At 37.7% G+C, this 16,856-nt stretch carries 20 protein-coding genes and 1 tRNA gene; 7 read left to right on the top strand and 14 right to left on the bottom strand.

Annotation, left to right across the window (positions count from 1 at the left end):
* Window positions 1–83 precede the first annotated feature (83 nt).
* Complete coding sequence (locus EAH57_RS05810; RefSeq protein WP_004670804.1) at window positions 84–665, bottom strand: YceI family protein; 582 nt, start codon at window positions 663–665, stop codon at window positions 84–86.
* Window positions 666–930: 265 nt separating this feature from the next.
* Between EAH57_RS05810 and EAH57_RS05805 the strand changes: the two genes are divergently transcribed.
* Window positions 931–2,022 (top strand): hypothetical protein, encoded by a 1,092-nt coding sequence (locus EAH57_RS05805; protein ID WP_121929226.1) that lies wholly within the window; start codon window positions 931–933, stop codon window positions 2,020–2,022.
* Window positions 2,023–2,121: 99 nt separating this feature from the next.
* Window positions 2,122–2,532 carry an OsmC family protein gene (locus tag EAH57_RS05800; RefSeq protein ID WP_121929225.1) on the top strand — a complete coding sequence of 137 codons (411 nt, stop codon included), beginning with the start codon at window positions 2,122–2,124 and terminating at the stop codon, window positions 2,530–2,532.
* Between the two features lie 36 nt (window positions 2,533–2,568).
* Here the strand turns inward: EAH57_RS05800 and EAH57_RS05795 are convergent, their stop codons facing one another.
* Window positions 2,569–3,201 carry a hypothetical protein gene (locus EAH57_RS05795; protein WP_121929224.1) on the bottom strand — a complete coding sequence of 211 codons (633 nt, stop codon included), beginning with the start codon at window positions 3,199–3,201 and terminating at the stop codon, window positions 2,569–2,571.
* 142 nt (window positions 3,202–3,343) lie between these two features.
* Complete coding sequence (gene tkt, locus EAH57_RS05790; protein WP_121929223.1) at window positions 3,344–5,332, bottom strand: transketolase; 1,989 nt, start codon at window positions 5,330–5,332, stop codon at window positions 3,344–3,346.
* Between the two features lie 384 nt (window positions 5,333–5,716).
* On the opposite strand from tkt, the gene metK reads away from it, so the two are divergent.
* Window positions 5,717–6,883, top strand: a complete 1,167-nt coding sequence (gene metK / locus EAH57_RS05785) for a methionine adenosyltransferase (protein WP_004670787.1) — start codon at window positions 5,717–5,719, stop codon at window positions 6,881–6,883.
* 79 nt (window positions 6,884–6,962) lie between these two features.
* On the opposite strand, the gene EAH57_RS05780 is transcribed toward metK, so the two are convergent.
* Window positions 6,963–7,223 (bottom strand): hypothetical protein, encoded by a 261-nt coding sequence (locus EAH57_RS05780; protein ID WP_171407391.1) that lies wholly within the window; start codon window positions 7,221–7,223, stop codon window positions 6,963–6,965.
* 241 nt (window positions 7,224–7,464) lie between these two features.
* On the opposite strand from EAH57_RS05780, the gene EAH57_RS05775 reads away from it, so the two are divergent.
* On the top strand, window positions 7,465–7,647 hold the full coding sequence (locus EAH57_RS05775; RefSeq protein WP_004670783.1) for a hypothetical protein: 183 nt from the start codon (window positions 7,465–7,467) through the stop codon (window positions 7,645–7,647).
* A gap of 46 nt (window positions 7,648–7,693) precedes the next feature.
* On the opposite strand, the gene EAH57_RS05770 is transcribed toward EAH57_RS05775, so the two are convergent.
* From EAH57_RS05770 to EAH57_RS05740, 7 genes are all read right to left on the bottom strand, one after another.
* Window positions 7,694–8,257, bottom strand: coding sequence for an FxsA family protein (locus EAH57_RS05770; protein WP_121929222.1), 564 nt, complete (start codon window positions 8,255–8,257; stop codon window positions 7,694–7,696).
* A gap of 204 nt (window positions 8,258–8,461) precedes the next feature.
* A complete protein-coding gene (locus EAH57_RS05765; RefSeq protein ID WP_121929221.1) occupies window positions 8,462–8,896 on the bottom strand; it encodes an I78 family peptidase inhibitor in 435 nt (144 codons plus the stop codon).
* A gap of 92 nt (window positions 8,897–8,988) precedes the next feature.
* Window positions 8,989–9,567: a hypothetical protein gene (locus EAH57_RS05760; protein WP_121929220.1), complete on the bottom strand. Its 579-nt coding sequence runs from the start codon at window positions 9,565–9,567 to the stop codon at window positions 8,989–8,991.
* A 76-nt stretch (window positions 9,568–9,643) separates the two neighbouring features.
* Entirely contained in the window at window positions 9,644–9,856 is a 213-nt protein-coding gene (locus EAH57_RS05755) for a cold-shock protein (RefSeq protein WP_004670777.1), read from the bottom strand.
* Between the two features lie 524 nt (window positions 9,857–10,380).
* The gene (locus tag EAH57_RS05750) at window positions 10,381–10,590 is read right to left on the bottom strand and encodes a cold-shock protein (RefSeq protein ID WP_004670776.1); all 210 of its coding nucleotides are present in this window, start codon (window positions 10,588–10,590) and stop codon (window positions 10,381–10,383) included.
* A gap of 116 nt (window positions 10,591–10,706) precedes the next feature.
* Entirely contained in the window at window positions 10,707–10,925 is a 219-nt protein-coding gene (locus tag EAH57_RS05745; RefSeq protein WP_005196681.1) for a hypothetical protein, read from the bottom strand.
* 185 nt (window positions 10,926–11,110) lie between these two features.
* A tRNA-Met gene (locus EAH57_RS05740) sits at window positions 11,111–11,187 on the bottom strand.
* Window positions 11,188–11,485: 298 nt separating this feature from the next.
* Between EAH57_RS05740 and ruvC the strand changes: the two genes are divergently transcribed.
* The gene (gene ruvC, locus EAH57_RS05735) at window positions 11,486–12,031 is read left to right on the top strand and encodes a crossover junction endodeoxyribonuclease RuvC (protein WP_121929219.1); all 546 of its coding nucleotides are present in this window, start codon (window positions 11,486–11,488) and stop codon (window positions 12,029–12,031) included.
* Here the strand turns inward: ruvC and EAH57_RS05730 are convergent.
* The gene (locus EAH57_RS05730; protein WP_121929218.1) at window positions 12,028–13,515 is read right to left on the bottom strand and encodes an NAD(P)H-hydrate dehydratase; all 1,488 of its coding nucleotides are present in this window, start codon (window positions 13,513–13,515) and stop codon (window positions 12,028–12,030) included. The genes ruvC and EAH57_RS05730 overlap by 4 nt on opposite strands.
* Before the next feature lie 23 nt (window positions 13,516–13,538).
* Here EAH57_RS05730 and queG point away from each other — a divergent pair, with 23 nt between their 5' ends.
* Window positions 13,539–14,663, top strand: coding sequence for a tRNA epoxyqueuosine(34) reductase QueG (gene queG / locus EAH57_RS05725; protein ID WP_121929217.1), 1,125 nt, complete (start codon window positions 13,539–13,541; stop codon window positions 14,661–14,663).
* Window positions 14,664–14,742: 79 nt separating this feature from the next.
* Window positions 14,743–15,732, top strand: a complete 990-nt coding sequence (gene bioB / locus EAH57_RS05720) for a biotin synthase BioB (protein ID WP_004670766.1) — start codon at window positions 14,743–14,745, stop codon at window positions 15,730–15,732.
* A 52-nt stretch (window positions 15,733–15,784) separates the two neighbouring features.
* Here the strand turns inward: bioB and EAH57_RS05715 are convergent, their stop codons facing one another.
* Window positions 15,785–15,997, bottom strand: coding sequence for a hypothetical protein (locus EAH57_RS05715; protein WP_121929425.1), 213 nt, complete (start codon window positions 15,995–15,997; stop codon window positions 15,785–15,787).
* Window positions 15,998–16,134: 137 nt separating this feature from the next.
* Window positions 16,135–16,485 carry a hypothetical protein gene (locus EAH57_RS05710; protein ID WP_121929216.1) on the bottom strand — a complete coding sequence of 117 codons (351 nt, stop codon included), beginning with the start codon at window positions 16,483–16,485 and terminating at the stop codon, window positions 16,135–16,137.
* Window positions 16,486–16,856 lie beyond the last annotated feature (371 nt).

Below are 16,856 nucleotides of genomic sequence, written 5' to 3'. Positions count from 1 at the left end.
ACGTGCAAGCAGCATATCTACTTAAAAAAAACTCACGATGGTTGCATCGTGAGTTTTTTAACATCTTGAATAATTAAAAAATATTACTTCGCAGCAGTCGCTTCAGTGGTAATATTTACAGTGATCTTATCACCAACATTCGGTACATAACTTCCAATACCAAAAGCAGAACGATCAAATGAAGTTGTTGCATTGAAACCAATTGCTGGAACTTTTGCCATTGGATGCTCACCTTGTTTATTCAATACTGCATCCAACACAACGGGTTTAGTTACACCCTTCACGGTTAAATCACCTGTGATTTTAAAGTGCTTTTTGTCTTTTGTTTCCACTTTGGTACTTTTGAAAGTAATGTTTGGATATTTTGCAGCATTGAACCAAGCCTCTTCTTGAAACTCTTTATCAAGCGCAACAACATTTGAATTTACACTACTTACAGGAATGGTCACATTTACTGAAGAATTTGCTGGTTTTGCTTCATCTACTTTAATAACACCTTGAATGTCAGTAAAGTTAGCGCTTGGTGTAGAAAAACCAAAATGATTCCAGCTAAATACAGTAGCTGTATGTGTTGGATCAATTTTATAGTCAACAACTTTTGCTTGAGCCAATGTTGAACCTAGCACCAAACATACACCGAATGATAAAGCCTTTAAGTTTTTCATGTATTCCTCAATTCATTTTTAAATTTAGTAAATTGTATTAGAAAACGACAACAATAGAGTGTGGGGATTTATGACACAGTGTTTTGTTTTTGCAACGAAGTACCATAATAAAATAACGCGATCACTTAGAACGCATCTTAATGACAACTAGATTAAATTTAGCCTGTACAAAACTTATCAATTTTTAACCTTTGTACTTAGCAAACAATGTTATAAAAAATAATCAACTTTAAAAAAATTTATATTTTTATTTGGAGGAAGTAGCATGAATTTACAACAAATATTTGATCAATTAAACATAACGCAAGCCAATCCTGCTATCAGCATTTTTGTTCCAACCCATCGAACTTTTCCTGACAATCAACAAGACGCTATTGCTTTAAAGAATGCAATGAAAGAGTTGGAGACACGATTATCTGAAAATTATGACAAACGTGAAGCGCAAACACTGGTGCAACAAATCGAGCAAAAACTTGCCGATCACAACCATAACTACAACTTGGATACTTTGGCTATTTTCGCAACTGCTGAAGATACACAAATTCTAAATTTCCCTTTTAAAGTTAAGCCAAGAATTATCCTCGATCAGCATTTTGCAACGCGAGATATCCTTCGGGAACTAAACAATTCTGTTCACTATTATTTAGTGGTCGTTTCAAGAAACCAAGGACGTTTATTGGAAGTATTCAATGACCAATTAGTACGAGAGCTTAATCAAGAAGATGAATTACAAGGTTTAAATTTTCCAATTGAAAACACACATCTTTATACAACCAACTCTGATGACCGCTCAAATGCTACAAAAGAGGAAAATTATATAAAAGAATTTTTAAACCGTATCGATAAAAGTGTTCAAGAAGTTTACAAGCAAAATCCTTTACCTATTATTGTGGTTGGGGATGATCGAACAGTATCGTTCTATGAGCAAGTTTGTGATAATCCAAGTGCCATCTTTGCAACTGTGACCAATAGTACCAATTTAGAATCCGAAGCTCGCCTATTGATTGATGATGCTCAGGATAAAGTTAACTTATATAGAACAACGCTTCAGCAAGCATCACAAGCTGAAATAAGTCAGGCGAAAAGTCAAAATCTATTAATAGAAGACCTCTCCTCGATTTATCGTGCCGCCAAAGAAGGTCGTGTTGATCAGATCTTTATCCGTAAAGGTTATGTGCAACCAGCAACAATTGAGGAGGAAACCTCAAGTGTTGAACTTAATTCTGATACCACCAATACTGATGATATTGTAGATGATGTTTTATCTATTGTGATTCAACATGGTGGTAAAGCCAACTTCCTAAGTGGCGAATTTTTAGATGATAATATCAATTTATTAGCCAAAGTCCGCTATTGATTTAATGAGCTAAAAATAAGAGCATTGTTGCTCTTATTTTTTTTCAAGCTAGAATTTATTAACGCAGCTAAAATCATCAAGTGGATAACAAGGTAAAGTATGACTCACTCCGTTCAAGCCCAAAGCACCGCAACGCCCTTCCGTGTCACGCTAACAGATTCCTCTGGTCATCACTGGTATGCAGATGAACCAGCAGATCAAGGCGGTCAAGATACTGCACCAAACCCAATTCAAATCTTGCTTTCTGCTTTAGGGGCTTGCACAACCATTACGTTAGAGATGTATGCAAAACATAAAGGTATTGTGCTTACTCATGTTCAAGTCGACTTGGCTTTAAATCCAAATGGCAAACCTGAAGCAGGTCAAAATAATATTGAACGAAAAATCGTATTAACAGGTGAATTTACCGAAGACCAGCACAAGCGACTCCTTAAAGTTGCAGAAAGCTGTCCTGTTCATAAATTACTGACTTCTAATATTTCGATTCAGACGGAATTAAGTATTGGATGAGTAATATAAATATGGTTTTTATTATAAAAGCCATATTTATAAAAAATTAATATTGAATTGATAATTCAGTTCCTGACATTCAAATTCTTCCAACATATTTTGAGGAATGATCTGTTTTGCTTCTGGACTTATAATCATATAAATTAAGTCATACCAATTCACTTCACTTTTGTCATCTGGACAGTAGAAAAGCCCCTGTTTCGGGTCCAACTTAATGTATTTTTCATCAACACTTCTTAACTCATAACCATATTTATTGACTAAAAGAATGTTAATCATTTCTATAATTTTAGTCTTATATTGAGGAAAAAATTCTGGTTTTTCGAAATTATGAACCATATCCAAGCTTGCTATCTTCAAAAATTGTGTTTCATATTCATTAACACAATCAATTCCAAAAAATCGCCAATTGTATAAATTTTCGATTTCTTGCAAACTCTGAATTAAACAGTCTGTATATTTAAATAGTTGATATTTACATAAATTCTGTTTTGGGTCTTCTGTGAAAAGAATTTCCGTATCAAAACCCATATTGAGTTCAGCCATAGCACTTTGCTCAAATAAAGCATTTCTAAGTTTTAAACGCCAGTCATCAAACTCAAAATAATAAGCACGGTTGGCAGCGACTCTACAAATCATTGAGAATAAATGTGGTGGTATGTAAGTCATAATAATTGTTATTAACCTATAAAATTAAGAGATTATTTAATAATTGCTTTAATTATATATCAACATTGATTTGAGAAACTCAATTTACATTTACGTAAAAAAGCGCTCTTCATCAGAGCGCTTTTTAATACCACTTAAATCATTAAGCAGTCAGTTCTTTAACCGCAGCAACAACCACTTCAGTCGTAATACCAAAGAATTGGAACAAGTCTTTCGCTGGAGCAGATTCACCATAAGTGGTCATACCGATCACTTTGCCGTCTAAGCCAACAAATTTCCACCAGTAGTCGACATGAGTCGCTTCAACAGCAACACGAGCGCGGATATGCGCAGGTAGTACCGCTTCACGGTAAGCAGCATCTTGCTTCATAAACTCTTCAGCACACGGCATAGAAACGACACGTACACCTTCAAGTTGTGCATAAGCTTCCATTGCCAATGAAACTTCAGAACCCGTTGCGATGATGATTGCCTTTAACTCACCTTTTTCTTCAGCAAGCACATAACCACCTTTAGCAGCATTTTGAATTTGAGCTTCATTACGCGCTTGGAATGGTAAGTTTTGACGAGAGAAAATTAACGCTGTCGGACCATCTTTACGCTCAAGCGCAGATTTCCAAGAAATCGCTGCTTCAACGGTGTCACATGGACGCCAAGTATTTAAATTTGGTGTACCACGCAAAGATGCGATTTGCTCTACAGGTTGATGTGTCGGACCATCTTCACCTAAACCAATTGAGTCATGCGTATATACATGAATCACACGTTGTTTCATCAATGCAGACATACGTACTGCATTACGTGCATATTCCATGAACATCAAGAATGTAGCAACGTAAGGAACAAAACCACCATGTAAAGCCACACCATTCGCGATGGCAGTCATACCAAACTCACGTACACCATAGTACACATAGTTACCCGCTGGGTTTTCTTGTACGCCTTGGCAACCTTTCCAAAGTGTTAAGTTTGAACCAGCTAAGTCAGCAGAACCACCTAATAATTCAGGAAGTAATGGACCGAATGCTTGTAAAGTGTTTTGGCTTGCTTTGCGTGTCGCAATGGTTTCTGCTTTGGCATTGGTTTCAGCAATAAATGCATCTGCTTGTGCAGCAAATTCAGCAGGTAAATCACCATTGATACGACGTAATAATTCAGCCGCTTCAGTTGGATATTTTGCTTGGTATTGGGCAAACAATTTATTCCAAGCTGCTTCAGAGCTTTGACCTTTGGCTTTTGCATCCCAAGCTGCATACACATCTTCTGGGATTACAAATGCGTCTTCTTTCCAGCCTAAAGCTTCACGCGTTAAAACGATTTCGTCTTTGCCAAGTGGCGCACCGTGGCAATCTTCTTTGCCTTGTTTATTTGGCGAGCCTAAACCAATAATTGTTTTACAAATAATAATGGTTGGTTTATTTGTTTCAGCTTTTGCGTCAATCGTCGCTTGACGAATCGCAGCAGCATCATGACCGTCTACACGAAGTACTTGCCAGCCATATGCATTAAAACGTTGTTCTGTGTCATCACTGAACCAACCCTCAACTTCACCATCAATCGAGATACCGTTGTCATCATAGTAAACAACAAGTTTGCCTAAACCTAAAGTACCTGCAAGTGAACATACTTCATGGGAAATACCTTCCATCAAGCAACCATCACCTAGGAAACAATAAGTGAAATGATCAACAACATTTAAGTCGTCTTTGTTGAACTGTGCAGCTAGCGTTCTTTCTGCTAAGGCGAAACCAACAGCGTTCGCAATACCCTGACCTAATGGGCCAGTTGTTGTTTCGATTCCAGGTGCATAACCCAATTCTGGATGGCCTGGTGTTTTAGAGTGTAATTGACGGAATTGTTTTAAATCTTCAATTGATAATTCATAACCAGTCAAATGCAATAAAGCATATTGCAACATAGAGCCATGACCATTTGACAATACAAAGCGGTCGCGGTTCGCCCATTGTGGGTTTGTTGGATTATGATTCAAAAATTCACGCCAAACTACATCAGCGATATCTGCCATCCCCATTGGAGCACCAGGATGCCCTGAGTTTGCTTGTTGCACAGCATCCATAGCCAAGACACGAATTGCATTTGCAATACGACGTTCATTTAAAGGGGTTGTCATAAGTCAGAATCCGATTAAATCAATTAGATGAGAGAAGATGAGAAATCACCTTTCAAAAGATGTGACTATTGTCTTAAAAAAACGACATGGGGTAAAGCCTAATACACGATATTTCTTATTTTTCATTCGTTCATCTCGGATTATAAGTACAAATGTTCATGCCTTAAGCAGAAAATAAAACCATCATGTTCAAAATGAAAGAATAGTCCAACCGAAATTCTAGAGCGAAGGAAGCTCGTATATTAGTTTTGTTGATACATATATCAATAAAAACACGGTGAAAATGAAATAAATTCATGCTTTTTAGTCAGCTTGTGCTAGTCCTATAAGCTAAGTCGATGTAACATACTCTGTCTTTTTGAAAATACCAGTGATAGGACGTTCATGCGCGAGTATGCTGTTTTTACTTCAGAATCTGTAAGCGAAGGTCATCCAGACAAAATGGCTGACCAAATTAGTGATGCGATTTTAGATGCAATCATCAAAGAAGACCCGTATGCGCGTGTCGCTTGTGAAACATTAGTAAAAACAGGTGTCGTTGTTCTTGCTGGTGAAATCACAACGACAGCCAATGTCGACTTTGAAGCGATTGTACGTCAAACCGTAAATAGTATTGGCTATCATCACTCTGATTTAGGTTTTGATGGATCAACTTGTGCGGTCATCAATATGATCGGCAAGCAATCACCTGAAATTGCGCAAGGTGTTGACCGCCAAAAACCAGAAGATCAAGGTGCAGGCGACCAAGGTTTAATGTTTGGTTACGCCAGCCGTGAAACTGATGTGCTTATGCCTGCCCCTATTTCTTATGCGCACCGCTTAATGGAACGCCAAGCTGAGTTACGTCGTTCAGGTGCTTTGCCTTGGTTACGTCCAGATGCAAAAAGCCAAGTAACGTTTGCCTATGAAAATGGCATGCCAGTTCGCTTAGATGCAGTTGTATTATCGACCCAGCATGATCCTGAGATTTCTCAAATTCAACTCAAAGAAGCTGTAATTGAAGAAATCGTCAAACCGATCATTCCTGCTGAAATGTTCCATGCAGGTACTAAATTCCACATCAATCCAACAGGTATGTTTGTGATTGGTGGTCCAGTTGGTGACTGTGGTTTAACAGGTCGTAAAATCATTGTAGATACCTACGGTGGTATGGCTCGTCACGGCGGTGGTGCTTTCTCAGGTAAAGATCCATCTAAAGTAGACCGCTCTGCTGCTTATGCAGGTCGTTATGTCGCTAAAAATATTGTTGCTGCAGGTTTAGCGGACAAATGTGAAATTCAAGTCAGCTACGCAATTGGTGTTGCTGAGCCAACTTCAATTTCGATCAATACATTTAATACAGCCAAAGTATCCGAAGAGTTGATTATTCAACTTGTTCGAGAACACTTTGACCTACGCCCATATGGCATTACACGTATGTTGAATTTGATTCAACCGATGTACAAGCAGACTGCCGCTTACGGACACTTTGGTCGCGAAGGTTCGGATACTGCATTTACTTGGGAAAAAACAGATAAGGTTGAGATCTTGAAGGATGCTGCTGGATTATAATCCCTCCGCTACAATCCGATTTCATACCCAAAGCTCACAGTGACAACACTGTGAGCTTTTTTAATTCCACAGCAAATTTCTATCTATTTTTAGGATTTACACTCTCGTGCTTAAATATTTCAAACAATGAATTTTTTTGCATTGCTTGATCTTCATGATGTTGCTGTAAATAAATATGTACAACTTTGACGATCACCACAACCACAAAACAAGCTGCAACGCACAACATCCATAAACCATAAGGGCTGCGAATATGTTGAGAGCCACAATAAGGGCACGATTTATCTGTTGATGCAACAACCTTGTCGCAACATGCACAATGATATTGAGATAACATCATTCACTCCTCCATTTATTCTTTTTTATTTTCTTAGCACAACGATCAAACCGTCATACTTTTATCCTATGAGAAAAAAAATCAGAATACAATCTTGTTTTCGAACCAATACTTTAAAAGTAACACAACTTTATGACAGCTTAATACATTTCTAAGAACACCCCAGTCACGTTAATAACACGCTAATTACGAACTTTTATATAATTTGTTAGAATAGTGTTTTAACAATCTCAGAAATATCATCATGACCCAATTGATTAATAAAGGTGGATTTCGTGAACGAGCTAACCGTAGCCGCAAATATAAAAACTCAGAAAATGAGATAACGATACTCCCGCCGAGCGAATATCAACCACCAAATAAAGAGAAAGATAAGCAAACCCAAGTTGACCAAAAACCTGATCAGACATCTGAACAAGATGCATAAAAAAACACGCTTTAAAGAAGCGTGTTTTTAGTTCATTCTGCTATGATTAATTTACATCTTTAAACTCTATTTTCTTCTGATTTGGCTCTACTTCACGTGCTTCACCATCGATGATCGTAGAATCACGATACTGACCACCACCCTGTTGCTGATTCTGCATCTCTTGCATTTGACGCATCATATCAGCGAAAGGATTTTGTCCAGCAGCACCGCCGCCCATACCACCCATCATTTGTTCCATCATCGCTTGTTGACGTTTTGCCATCGTTTTCATCAAGGCATTACGAAGCGCAGTTTGAACAGCAGGGATCAATACGAGGATTGCAAGCACGTCCGAAATTAAACCTGGAATCATCAATAGAAAACCAGACATCACAAGTGCCAGTTTTTTAGTTACGGCTGGATCACCACCAAGCTGCCCAGTCATTTGCATCTGCTGCAATTGCGGCATGATACTTGATGTACTTGAACGAACAAGATTTAGACCAATAAAGAATGCGAAGATGAACCAAAAGAATACGTACCACATACTCCCTACAAGGTCGCCCACGCCGATCCATACTAAAACTTCAGCAATTGTGCCAAATACCACGATAAGAAGTAGATTCATGTCAAAGCTTCGTCTATCTCAGAAAAATTGAAAAAATGTGCAGCACAGAGTGTATAAAAGTAAAGCTTACACAGCAAATAAAAAATCATGCTAAATAAAATGATGGGTGCATTTTTTGAATTATCAAGGCTTGAGAGAGCAAGTTATATAAAAAAGCACTCAATTAAAGCCAGTTTAATTGAGCGCTATAGTTTCTTTTAATAATTAACCACAGGTAGCATTAGTAATCTTTTTAGATTTTGGATCAACTGTGACCGTCACTCGGTTTTCACGATAATCCATCGTTACAGGCTGATTCGGACCAATACTACGCACGATTTCAGATTTTGTTTTTTGTTTGATTTGGTCTTCGCTCAACCCAGATTGGCCAATGAGTTTCTGTGCTTCATCTGCTAAACACTTAGGTTGACTCGAACGGAACAGCTCCCATTCCTCTACAACTTGACCATTCGGTAACTTACAGTAACCAACCTGACCATTTGCCTCATTTCGAATTTCTAACTGACCGCCCTGATCAATACAGAATTTGCTTGCAGGATTTGCCATACCAATTTTTGGTGGCGTAAGTTCTTGATTTGGTGTTGAAGAACAAGCTGCCAGCGAGGTCAGGATTAAACCTAAAAATAAAAAGTTTTTCATATGTTTGTTTTCTTGCAAAAAAAATAAGATAACAAAAAAATTAATATTTTATGTCTATGATTTGAAACAGAAAGCGACTTTATGAGCTGTTCTTATAATTTTTTAAGTGCTTCTATAATATTTTTAAATACACTGGTTTTAGATTTCACAACTTTAGGAGGAGAAGTTTTATATTCCTCAATGCGTCTTAAGCGGTATTGCATTTCTGTTGCTATCTCTTGATTTTCACTTTGTGCATATCGTTTTAATAAAGCAGTTGCTTCTACTGTACCAATATCCGCTAAGGCATGACTAAACCATTTTGCTATTACTCCATCCTCAGAAGCAGTATAAGCAAACCTTTTAAAATCCAACTCAAGCACCTGAGCTATAAACTCTACGCTAGATGGGTGCCCAATATCTTGCAAAGTCTTCGTAATCATTTGGTGTTGATAATGCCCATCAAGCAATAACAAGCGATTTAATACCTCAATCATAATCTCTTGGTTTTCTATCTGAAATGCCACATCTACTAGAAGCTCAACTGTGTCCTCGTCATTCTGCTGAACAGCTTCCTGAAATCTATTAAGCAAATATGCTACTTTATTTTCATCAGCAATACTCACACTCGCCCAAAAGGTTTCAACTTTTGCATAGTAACTTGAAAACCAATTATTGTCTTCCAAACTCATTAACCACCCCAATTCGAAAAAACAGATACAAAAAAGCTCACAAAAGTGAGCTTTTTTTCAAGTCATACGATTCGTTTTAAGAAACTACCGTAATACCTGTTGCTTGAGGGCCTTTTTTACCATCAGCAATGGTAAATGACACGCGTTGGCCTTCGTGTAGAACTTTAAAACCGTCGCTTTGGATTTCGCTAAAATGAGCAAAAACATCTTGTCCAGAGTCAGCATGAATAAATCCGAAACCTTTAGTTTCGTTGAACCACTTAACCGTACCAGTCACAGTATTAGACATATATTTAACCTATTTTTTCAAAAAAACTTAAGATGCTTAATCGCAATTAACTTGAAATAATAAACTATGAAACTAAATCTGATAAAACGAAAGGTTTGGTTAAACTACGAAATGAAAAGATTTGCTGAATCAACAGTATTATTCTTCTAGTTGTTTTTAACTATACACCACTTTACTTTTTCGATGCAATACGTATCTAGCAACATATCGAAATTTGACCGCGGCGATTAGTACTTTAAACCAAAAAAACTTTGCGTTATAAAAACAAATATTTTTTTATATTATTTTCAAATATTTAAATAAAAGCTCATTGTGGCTATTTTACTTTTTCTAATGACTATATCCACAAAAATCTTCACACATCTTTCTAAGATGATGCTAAATCGAGTTAATTGTGTGATAAACACCTGAAGCTCTATCAGCTAGCGTCATAATTTTAGTTTAGCGCCCCAACATGCCAAATCTATTCTTAAAAAATAAAAAAGCCCACTTGTGTGAGCTTCTTTTTTACCGAATGATTTCTGTTAGATAACGGTAATGTTTGTAGCTTGTGGTCCTTTTTTACCTTGACCAAGCTCAAACTTAACGCGTTGACCTTCGTGTAAAACTTTAAAACCGCTGCTTTGGATTTCGCTAAAATGAGCAAAAACGTCTTGCCCAGAGTCAGCTTGAATAAAACCAAAACCTTTAGTTTCGTTGAACCACTTTACAGTTCCGTTAACAGTTTCAGACATAAAACCTAAACCTTTAAAATCTTTTGTTTAAAAAAAAAGCCAAATTAGAAACAAAACCGCTTCTAATTTTAACTCTATCTATTTTACTTAAATAGATACTACAAGCATACCAAATTTTAAGTCAAACGATATAGCTGATTGACCGAAGTATAGAAACTTTTTCCATCTTGGTTGAATTCAATTTCTTGACCAGACTGCAAAAGTATCTTTTTACCTACTTCTACCCATTTAAAACCATCCATCGTACTTTGCTGGCGTTTAAGTGGGATAATTTGCACACTAATTTCATTGCCATTTATGGCAGTGGCTACATGCCATTCACTAATAATATTCAAAACTTAAATACTCATTACTGAGCTCAAGTGATCGATCTAATTTACTACAATGCTAGATGAGGGAAAAGACTACATAACTAGAATTTAATAATTTTTAGCTTTATTTAAGGTTATTTAAGCTAACTCAGCTACTGCTTAATCAATAATAAACAACAACTTTTACACATCACAGAGCAATATTAATTTGGAAGCGGGGGTCGGATTTGAACCAACGACCTTCGGGTTATGAGCCCGACGAGCTACCAGACTGCTCCACCCCGCATCAGCGAATTAGCTTTATACGCCCCTACACCTGACAATGCAAACTTTATTTATAAAAATCACTTAATTTTTAAATTAACGCTCATATTTAATACAAATACGAGATAAAACTTAATTTTAATCATCTCAGCAAGCAAATTTCCAATAAATACAAAACTCAACGTCTTGACTAAAAAAATAGATGCTTTGTTCAATAAAACAACTATATCCTTATAATTCAAAATACTACAAAATTATCATGCAGCTAAAAGCGCATTATGTAACAATATCAATCATCTTTTATTGTTTTATAGTGCTGCATGTCACTCATTATTGGTATTGATCCTGGTTCTCGTTTAACAGGTTACGGAATTATCGAAAAAGATGGTAACAAATTACGTTTTGTCGATGCGGGAACCATTCGTACTGAAACGCAGGAAATGCCTGAGCGTTTAAAACGTATTTTTGCAGGTGTAGAGCGTATTGTTAAATTTCACGGACCGACAGAAGCTGCTGTAGAACAAGTATTTATGGCACAAAACCCTGATTCAGCTTTAAAGCTTGGTCAAGCACGTGGCGCAGCGATTGCAGCATTGGTCAATTTAGATTTACAAGTTGCCGAATATACTGCACGCCAAATCAAGCAATCGGTTGTCGGCTATGGGGCTGCGGAAAAAGAGCAAGTGCAAATGATGGTGATGCGCCTACTTAATTTAAGCATTCAGCCTCAATCTGACGCAGCTGATGCACTTGCTGCTGCGATTTGTCATGCACATGCCTCAGGTAGTATGACTAAACTGGCAGTGCTGAATGCTTTAGGTGGTATGGCACGTGGACGAAGTCGTTCAAGTAGTAGACGTCGTTAATCATTCACAACTTTATAAATCATTTTTCCCATTTCATGTGCTTGTAAACCACGGATACCGCTTTCAGCTAAAAGATCACCTGCTTGTGCATGTAAGCTAACGATTTCATGCAACTTAACATGCTGATGAAATTGTGCTTTTAAACTGGCAATCATCCCTGCCAAGACATCACCCATCCCTCCTGTGCCCATACCTGCATTACCTTGGGTACAGATAAATAGATCATCTTCTAAAATCAAGCTACCTGCGCCTTTCAACACCCATTGTCCTGCATATTTTTGTTGTAATTGATGAATGGCTGCAATGCGATCTTGTTCAATTTCAGCGGCAGTACAGCCCAATAATGTCGCCGCTTCGCCTGAATGCGGTGTTGCGTAAATATGTTCTTTTAAATGTTGTGGATGCTTGGCTAGAAACCAAAGTCCATCAGCGTCAAGCACAACTTCTAATTGCATATTTTGATTGAGCGAATCCAACCATTGTTTATAGATATTTTCAGCCCAATCATCTCGTCCCAACCCCATACCAAAACAGACTGCATCCACGTGATGACATAATTGTTGAATATCATTTTGATTTAAAGCATTTATGTCTCGAACCATAATATTTGGTGAACGCGATAAGATCGCTTGATGATGTTTGGCATCACACACCACACTGACTTTTCCTGCACCTGCATAAAAAGCAGCTTCAGCAGACATGATGACTGCTCCCCCCATATCTGCATGCCCTCCCACCACCAAGACATGTCCATAACTGCCTTTATGGCCGAAGGCTTTGCGTTTAGGTAAAGTGATTTTTTCTGATGATAAATAAGCCACTGGCTTTAATTCTTCGTCAGTTGGAATTAGGCTAACTAAATGAAGCTTCCCTACAAACTCCTTGCCTTGACCCGTGAACAGTCCAGCTTTATAACCAAGAATCGTAAAAGTCTGGTCAGCTTGAATGGCACACGGTAACGCCTGTCCAGTATTAGCATGTAGTCCGCTTGGGATATCAATTGAAATTTTTAAGCCTGTTTGTGCATTAAACAGTTGAATAATATTTTGCCACCTTGAATCTAGTGCTCGGTTTAGGCCAATACCAAATAAAGCATCTATATGACAATCAAAGACTGGTAGATTTGAATGAACGTTTTCTTCAGCTAATAAGTAATCAATGGTTTCAATTTCCACCTGTTGGGATTGTGCATATATATAAGCTTGCTTTAGATCAACAGAATGACCAAACTCAGAAGAAAATACAGTAACGCTGAAACCTTGTTGCTTCAGAAAAGCAGCAATATAATAACCATCACCCGCGTTATTGCCTTGACCACACCAAATCGCAACCTTTTGGATATTATTTTTTAGAAATTGATTATGAAGTTGCTGTGTAATTGCCCAAGCAGCTTGTTGCATAAGACCAAGTGAAGAATTTTGCTGAGCAAACCAACGTCGCTCCCATGCTTGAATACTTTGGCTATGGTAAACTGGGCGTTGCATGTTTATTCCCCTATTATTGGTTTATGGCTTCCACCGCATCGTCTCAAAAACTGTCTCAAAAGATTGAGCTACAACAGTTTGATCCTCAAAAACTTAAAGCATGGATAAAAGCACAGGCTTTAGACTTGGGCTTTTCTGATTGTGTCATTGCCAAACCTGATGCTCAAGATCAAATGCCACGTTTCAAAGAATATTTAAAGCGTGGCTATCATGCTGACATGCACTATTTAGAAGAAAACTTAGAAAAACGTGCAGACCCAACCTTACTCGTCCCAGGAACAAAAAGCATTATTTGTGTGCGAATGAACTATCTTGTGGCATCGCCTAAGCCTCGTTATGTACCACTTGAACCAAATTCAGCCATTATTGCACGCTATGCCCGTGGACGTGACTATCACAAGGTTATGCGTGGGCGACTTAAAACCTTAGCCACTCGCATTAAAGAAAAAGTGGGAGATTTTGAATCACGTCCTTTTGCAGACTCAGCCCCAATTTTTGAAAAGTCTTTAGCTGAGAGTGCCGGCATGGGGTGGACTGGAAAACATACATTATTAATCCACAAAAAATCAGGTTCTTTTTTTGTCTTAGGCGAACTCTTTACATCTTTAGAATTGCCCTTTGATGAACCTGCAACAGCACATTGTGGCTCATGTACTGCCTGTATTGACATCTGCCCAACGCAAGCAATTGTTGAGCCTTATATGCTGGATGCTAGAAAATGTATTGCGTATTTGACCATTGAGTATAAAGGTATTATCCCCGAAGACTTGCGGCAAGGCATTGGCAACCGTATTTTTGGCTGTGATGACTGTCAGCTTATTTGCCCATGGAATGGTTTTGCTCAAACAGCATCAATCCCTGACTTCGATCCAAGACATAGTTTAGACGACATTAGTATGCTCGAAATATGGCAATGGGATGAGGCAACATTTTTAGCCAATACAGAAGGTAGCCCAATCCGTCGTACGGGCTATCAATCCTTTAAGCGCAATATTGCAATCGGTCTAGGAAATGCGCCATACTCATCTGAAATCATAGCCAAATTGCAAGAAGCAAAAACATGGCACGATGAGATTGTAAATGTACATATTGATTGGGCAATTCAACAGCAATTGCACCAAGCAAATGTGCGTCAAATAGAAAAATGATGTTTTTTGCCCTTTGGCTTTGGCATGATTTCTGTATGATTAATCTCAACAAACGTAATCTATCATCATGGATATAACAATGACTGTACGTAATGACTGGACTCGTGATGAAATCCAAGCCCTATATGATCAACCATTTTTAGACTTAGTATTTGAAGCGCAAGGTGTTCATCGTCAACATTTCCAAGCCAATACGATTCAGGTAAGTACGCTTCTTTCTATTAAAACAGGTAAATGCCCTGAAGACTGCAAGTATTGCTCACAATCTGCTCGCTACGATTCTAAATTGGAAGCTGAAAAACGTATCGCAGTAGATAAAGTCATTCGTGAAGCATTATCAGCAAAAGAATCGGGTTCTTCTCGTTTCTGTATGGGTGCAGCTTGGCGTAATCCGCATGAACGTGACATGCCGTATGTACTGGAAATGGTACGTGAAGTGAAAGCACTTGGTTTAGAAACGTGTATGACCTTAGGAATGCTCAATCAATCTCAAGCAGAACGCCTAAAAGATGCTGGTTTAGATTATTACAACCATAACCTAGATACATCCCGCGAATATTATTCACATATTATTAGTACCCGCACCTTTGATGATCGTCTGGACACCCTTGATCATGTGCGTCAGGCAGGTATGAAAGTATGTAGCGGTGGTATTGTGGGCTTAGGCGAAAGCCGTAATGATCGTATTGGTTTATTACATGAACTTGCGACTATGCCTGTTCATCCTGAGTCCGTGCCGATCAACATGCTTGTGCCAATCGAAGGTACACCACTTGCTGATGTTGAAAAACTTGAAGTAACTGAATGGATACGCACGATCGCTGTTGCACGTATCATCATGCCGCATAGTTATATTCGTTTATCCGCTGGCCGTGAGTCTTTAAGTGATTCTGATCAAGCACTGGCATTTATGGCTGGGGCTAATTCGTTATTCTCTGGTGAAAAGCTCTTAACCACACCAAATGCAGGTGAAGGTAAAGACCAACTCTTGTTTGCTAAACTCGGTCTCACTGCTGAAAAACCGAAACCAAGTATTGCTGAACTCACAGTAGATGCCATGAGCGCATAAATTCAAAAGCCTTGTCAGTCGACAAGGCTTTTTTCTAAATAAATCACTAGTGTTAAATTGATGTAACCAATATGCCGTATTTGGCATTCAAAAACATGCCAATCCGGATGATATCCACCCCTGCTGCATGTGTCACAGACAACTCTTGCGTATGCACATCAAAATGAAATGAATCAAAGATCTCTTGATGATGCATCAACCACAAAATGGTATCGCTAATACTTTCATCTACAGTATACGTTTCAGAGTTAAAGTTTTTATCCATCACAATATTCTGATCACTTGATTTGATATAGATATCATAACCAATCGATGACTTGAAATCAGCTCGATAAAAAAACACTGAGCTAAAAGATCATTGACTCAGTGTATCAACGAGGAATTTTGTCTACTTCGCTCAGCTTAAGCCGCTTGTGGGCTGACGATGGTTTGCCCGCCTTGTAAGCATGCAACCGCTTTGGGATTAAACTCCAAAGTCAGTACATGATTATCTAAATGCACATGGTAAGCACGAATCAATGCTTGCTGCCCTTCATCAGTGTCGAATACATATTCATCTGCAATATTTAAAATGCCTTCTAGATTTGTTGTACTTGAAGCTCGATCATGACCAAACAAATCATAAATCGTTTGTAAATTAAAACTAGTACGCTGTTGTTCTGTAGAGTGACTTTTTAGATAGCCCTCTAAAAACAGGACAAATTTATGAGCAAAGAAATAGTAGTTTGGTTTATGGGTATAAAGCATGTTCATCGAAATCTCCTTATTGGTGTTTTTACCATCAGACCATGCTTAAAAACTAAGCTCCCAATCTTAAGAAATTCTTAAAACCAATTAAGCATTTTTGTTAATGCCGAACTTTTTTGACTCAAAATTCAAAAAACTGTCTCAACACTTAATGTTTGTCATAAAAAATTCATATAAAAAAAGCTAAATTTTGAACAAAAAATAAACATTTACTCAATTTTTACTTAAAAAAATTAATGGTTTTTTGCATGATTTTTCATAAAACTAACAAATAAGATTAATTTTTCTAATGAAAAGATAAAAATAAACAGGGACTTACTTAGGAATTGTATAATATATGATTAATAAAATTATTTTTGTGACGGAGTTTGCATTTT

The sequence above is a fragment of the Acinetobacter sp. 2JN-4 genome (assembly GCF_003687745.1).
Lineage (GTDB): Bacteria > Pseudomonadota > Gammaproteobacteria > Pseudomonadales > Moraxellaceae > Acinetobacter > Acinetobacter halotolerans.
The sequence above is the reverse complement of the archived record's forward strand: the minus strand, read 5'-3'. Positions and strand labels throughout refer to the sequence as shown.

Coding starts and splice junctions, on each gene's coding strand:
- EAH57_RS05810 (WP_004670804.1), bottom strand. CDS start 665: ATGAAAAACTTAAAGGCTTTATCATTCGGTGTATGTTTGGTGCTAGGT.
- EAH57_RS05805 (WP_121929226.1), top strand. CDS start 931: ATGAATTTACAACAAATATTTGATCAATTAAACATAACGCAAGCCAAT.
- EAH57_RS05800 (WP_121929225.1), top strand. CDS start 2,122: ATGACTCACTCCGTTCAAGCCCAAAGCACCGCAACGCCCTTCCGTGTC.
- EAH57_RS05795 (WP_121929224.1), bottom strand. CDS start 3,201: ATGACTTACATACCACCACATTTATTCTCAATGATTTGTAGAGTCGCT.
- tkt (WP_121929223.1), bottom strand. CDS start 5,332: ATGACAACCCCTTTAAATGAACGTCGTATTGCAAATGCAATTCGTGTC.
- metK (WP_004670787.1), top strand. CDS start 5,717: ATGCGCGAGTATGCTGTTTTTACTTCAGAATCTGTAAGCGAAGGTCAT.
- EAH57_RS05780 (WP_171407391.1), bottom strand. CDS start 7,223: ATGATGTTATCTCAATATCATTGTGCATGTTGCGACAAGGTTGTTGCA.
- EAH57_RS05775 (WP_004670783.1), top strand. CDS start 7,465: ATGACCCAATTGATTAATAAAGGTGGATTTCGTGAACGAGCTAACCGT.
- EAH57_RS05770 (WP_121929222.1), bottom strand. CDS start 8,257: ATGAATCTACTTCTTATCGTGGTATTTGGCACAATTGCTGAAGTTTTA.
- EAH57_RS05765 (WP_121929221.1), bottom strand. CDS start 8,896: ATGAAAAACTTTTTATTTTTAGGTTTAATCCTGACCTCGCTGGCAGCT.
- EAH57_RS05760 (WP_121929220.1), bottom strand. CDS start 9,567: ATGAGTTTGGAAGACAATAATTGGTTTTCAAGTTACTATGCAAAAGTT.
- EAH57_RS05755 (WP_004670777.1), bottom strand. CDS start 9,856: ATGTCTAATACTGTGACTGGTACGGTTAAGTGGTTCAACGAAACTAAA.
- EAH57_RS05750 (WP_004670776.1), bottom strand. CDS start 10,590: ATGTCTGAAACTGTTAACGGAACTGTAAAGTGGTTCAACGAAACTAAA.
- ruvC (WP_121929219.1), top strand. CDS start 11,486: ATGTCACTCATTATTGGTATTGATCCTGGTTCTCGTTTAACAGGTTAC.
- EAH57_RS05730 (WP_121929218.1), bottom strand. CDS start 13,515: ATGCAACGCCCAGTTTACCATAGCCAAAGTATTCAAGCATGGGAGCGA.
- queG (WP_121929217.1), top strand. CDS start 13,539: ATGGCTTCCACCGCATCGTCTCAAAAACTGTCTCAAAAGATTGAGCTA.
- bioB (WP_004670766.1), top strand. CDS start 14,743: ATGACTGTACGTAATGACTGGACTCGTGATGAAATCCAAGCCCTATAT.
- EAH57_RS05715 (WP_121929425.1), bottom strand. CDS start 15,997: ATGGATAAAAACTTTAACTCTGAAACGTATACTGTAGATGAAAGTATT.
- EAH57_RS05710 (WP_121929216.1), bottom strand. CDS start 16,485: ATGAACATGCTTTATACCCATAAACCAAACTACTATTTCTTTGCTCAT.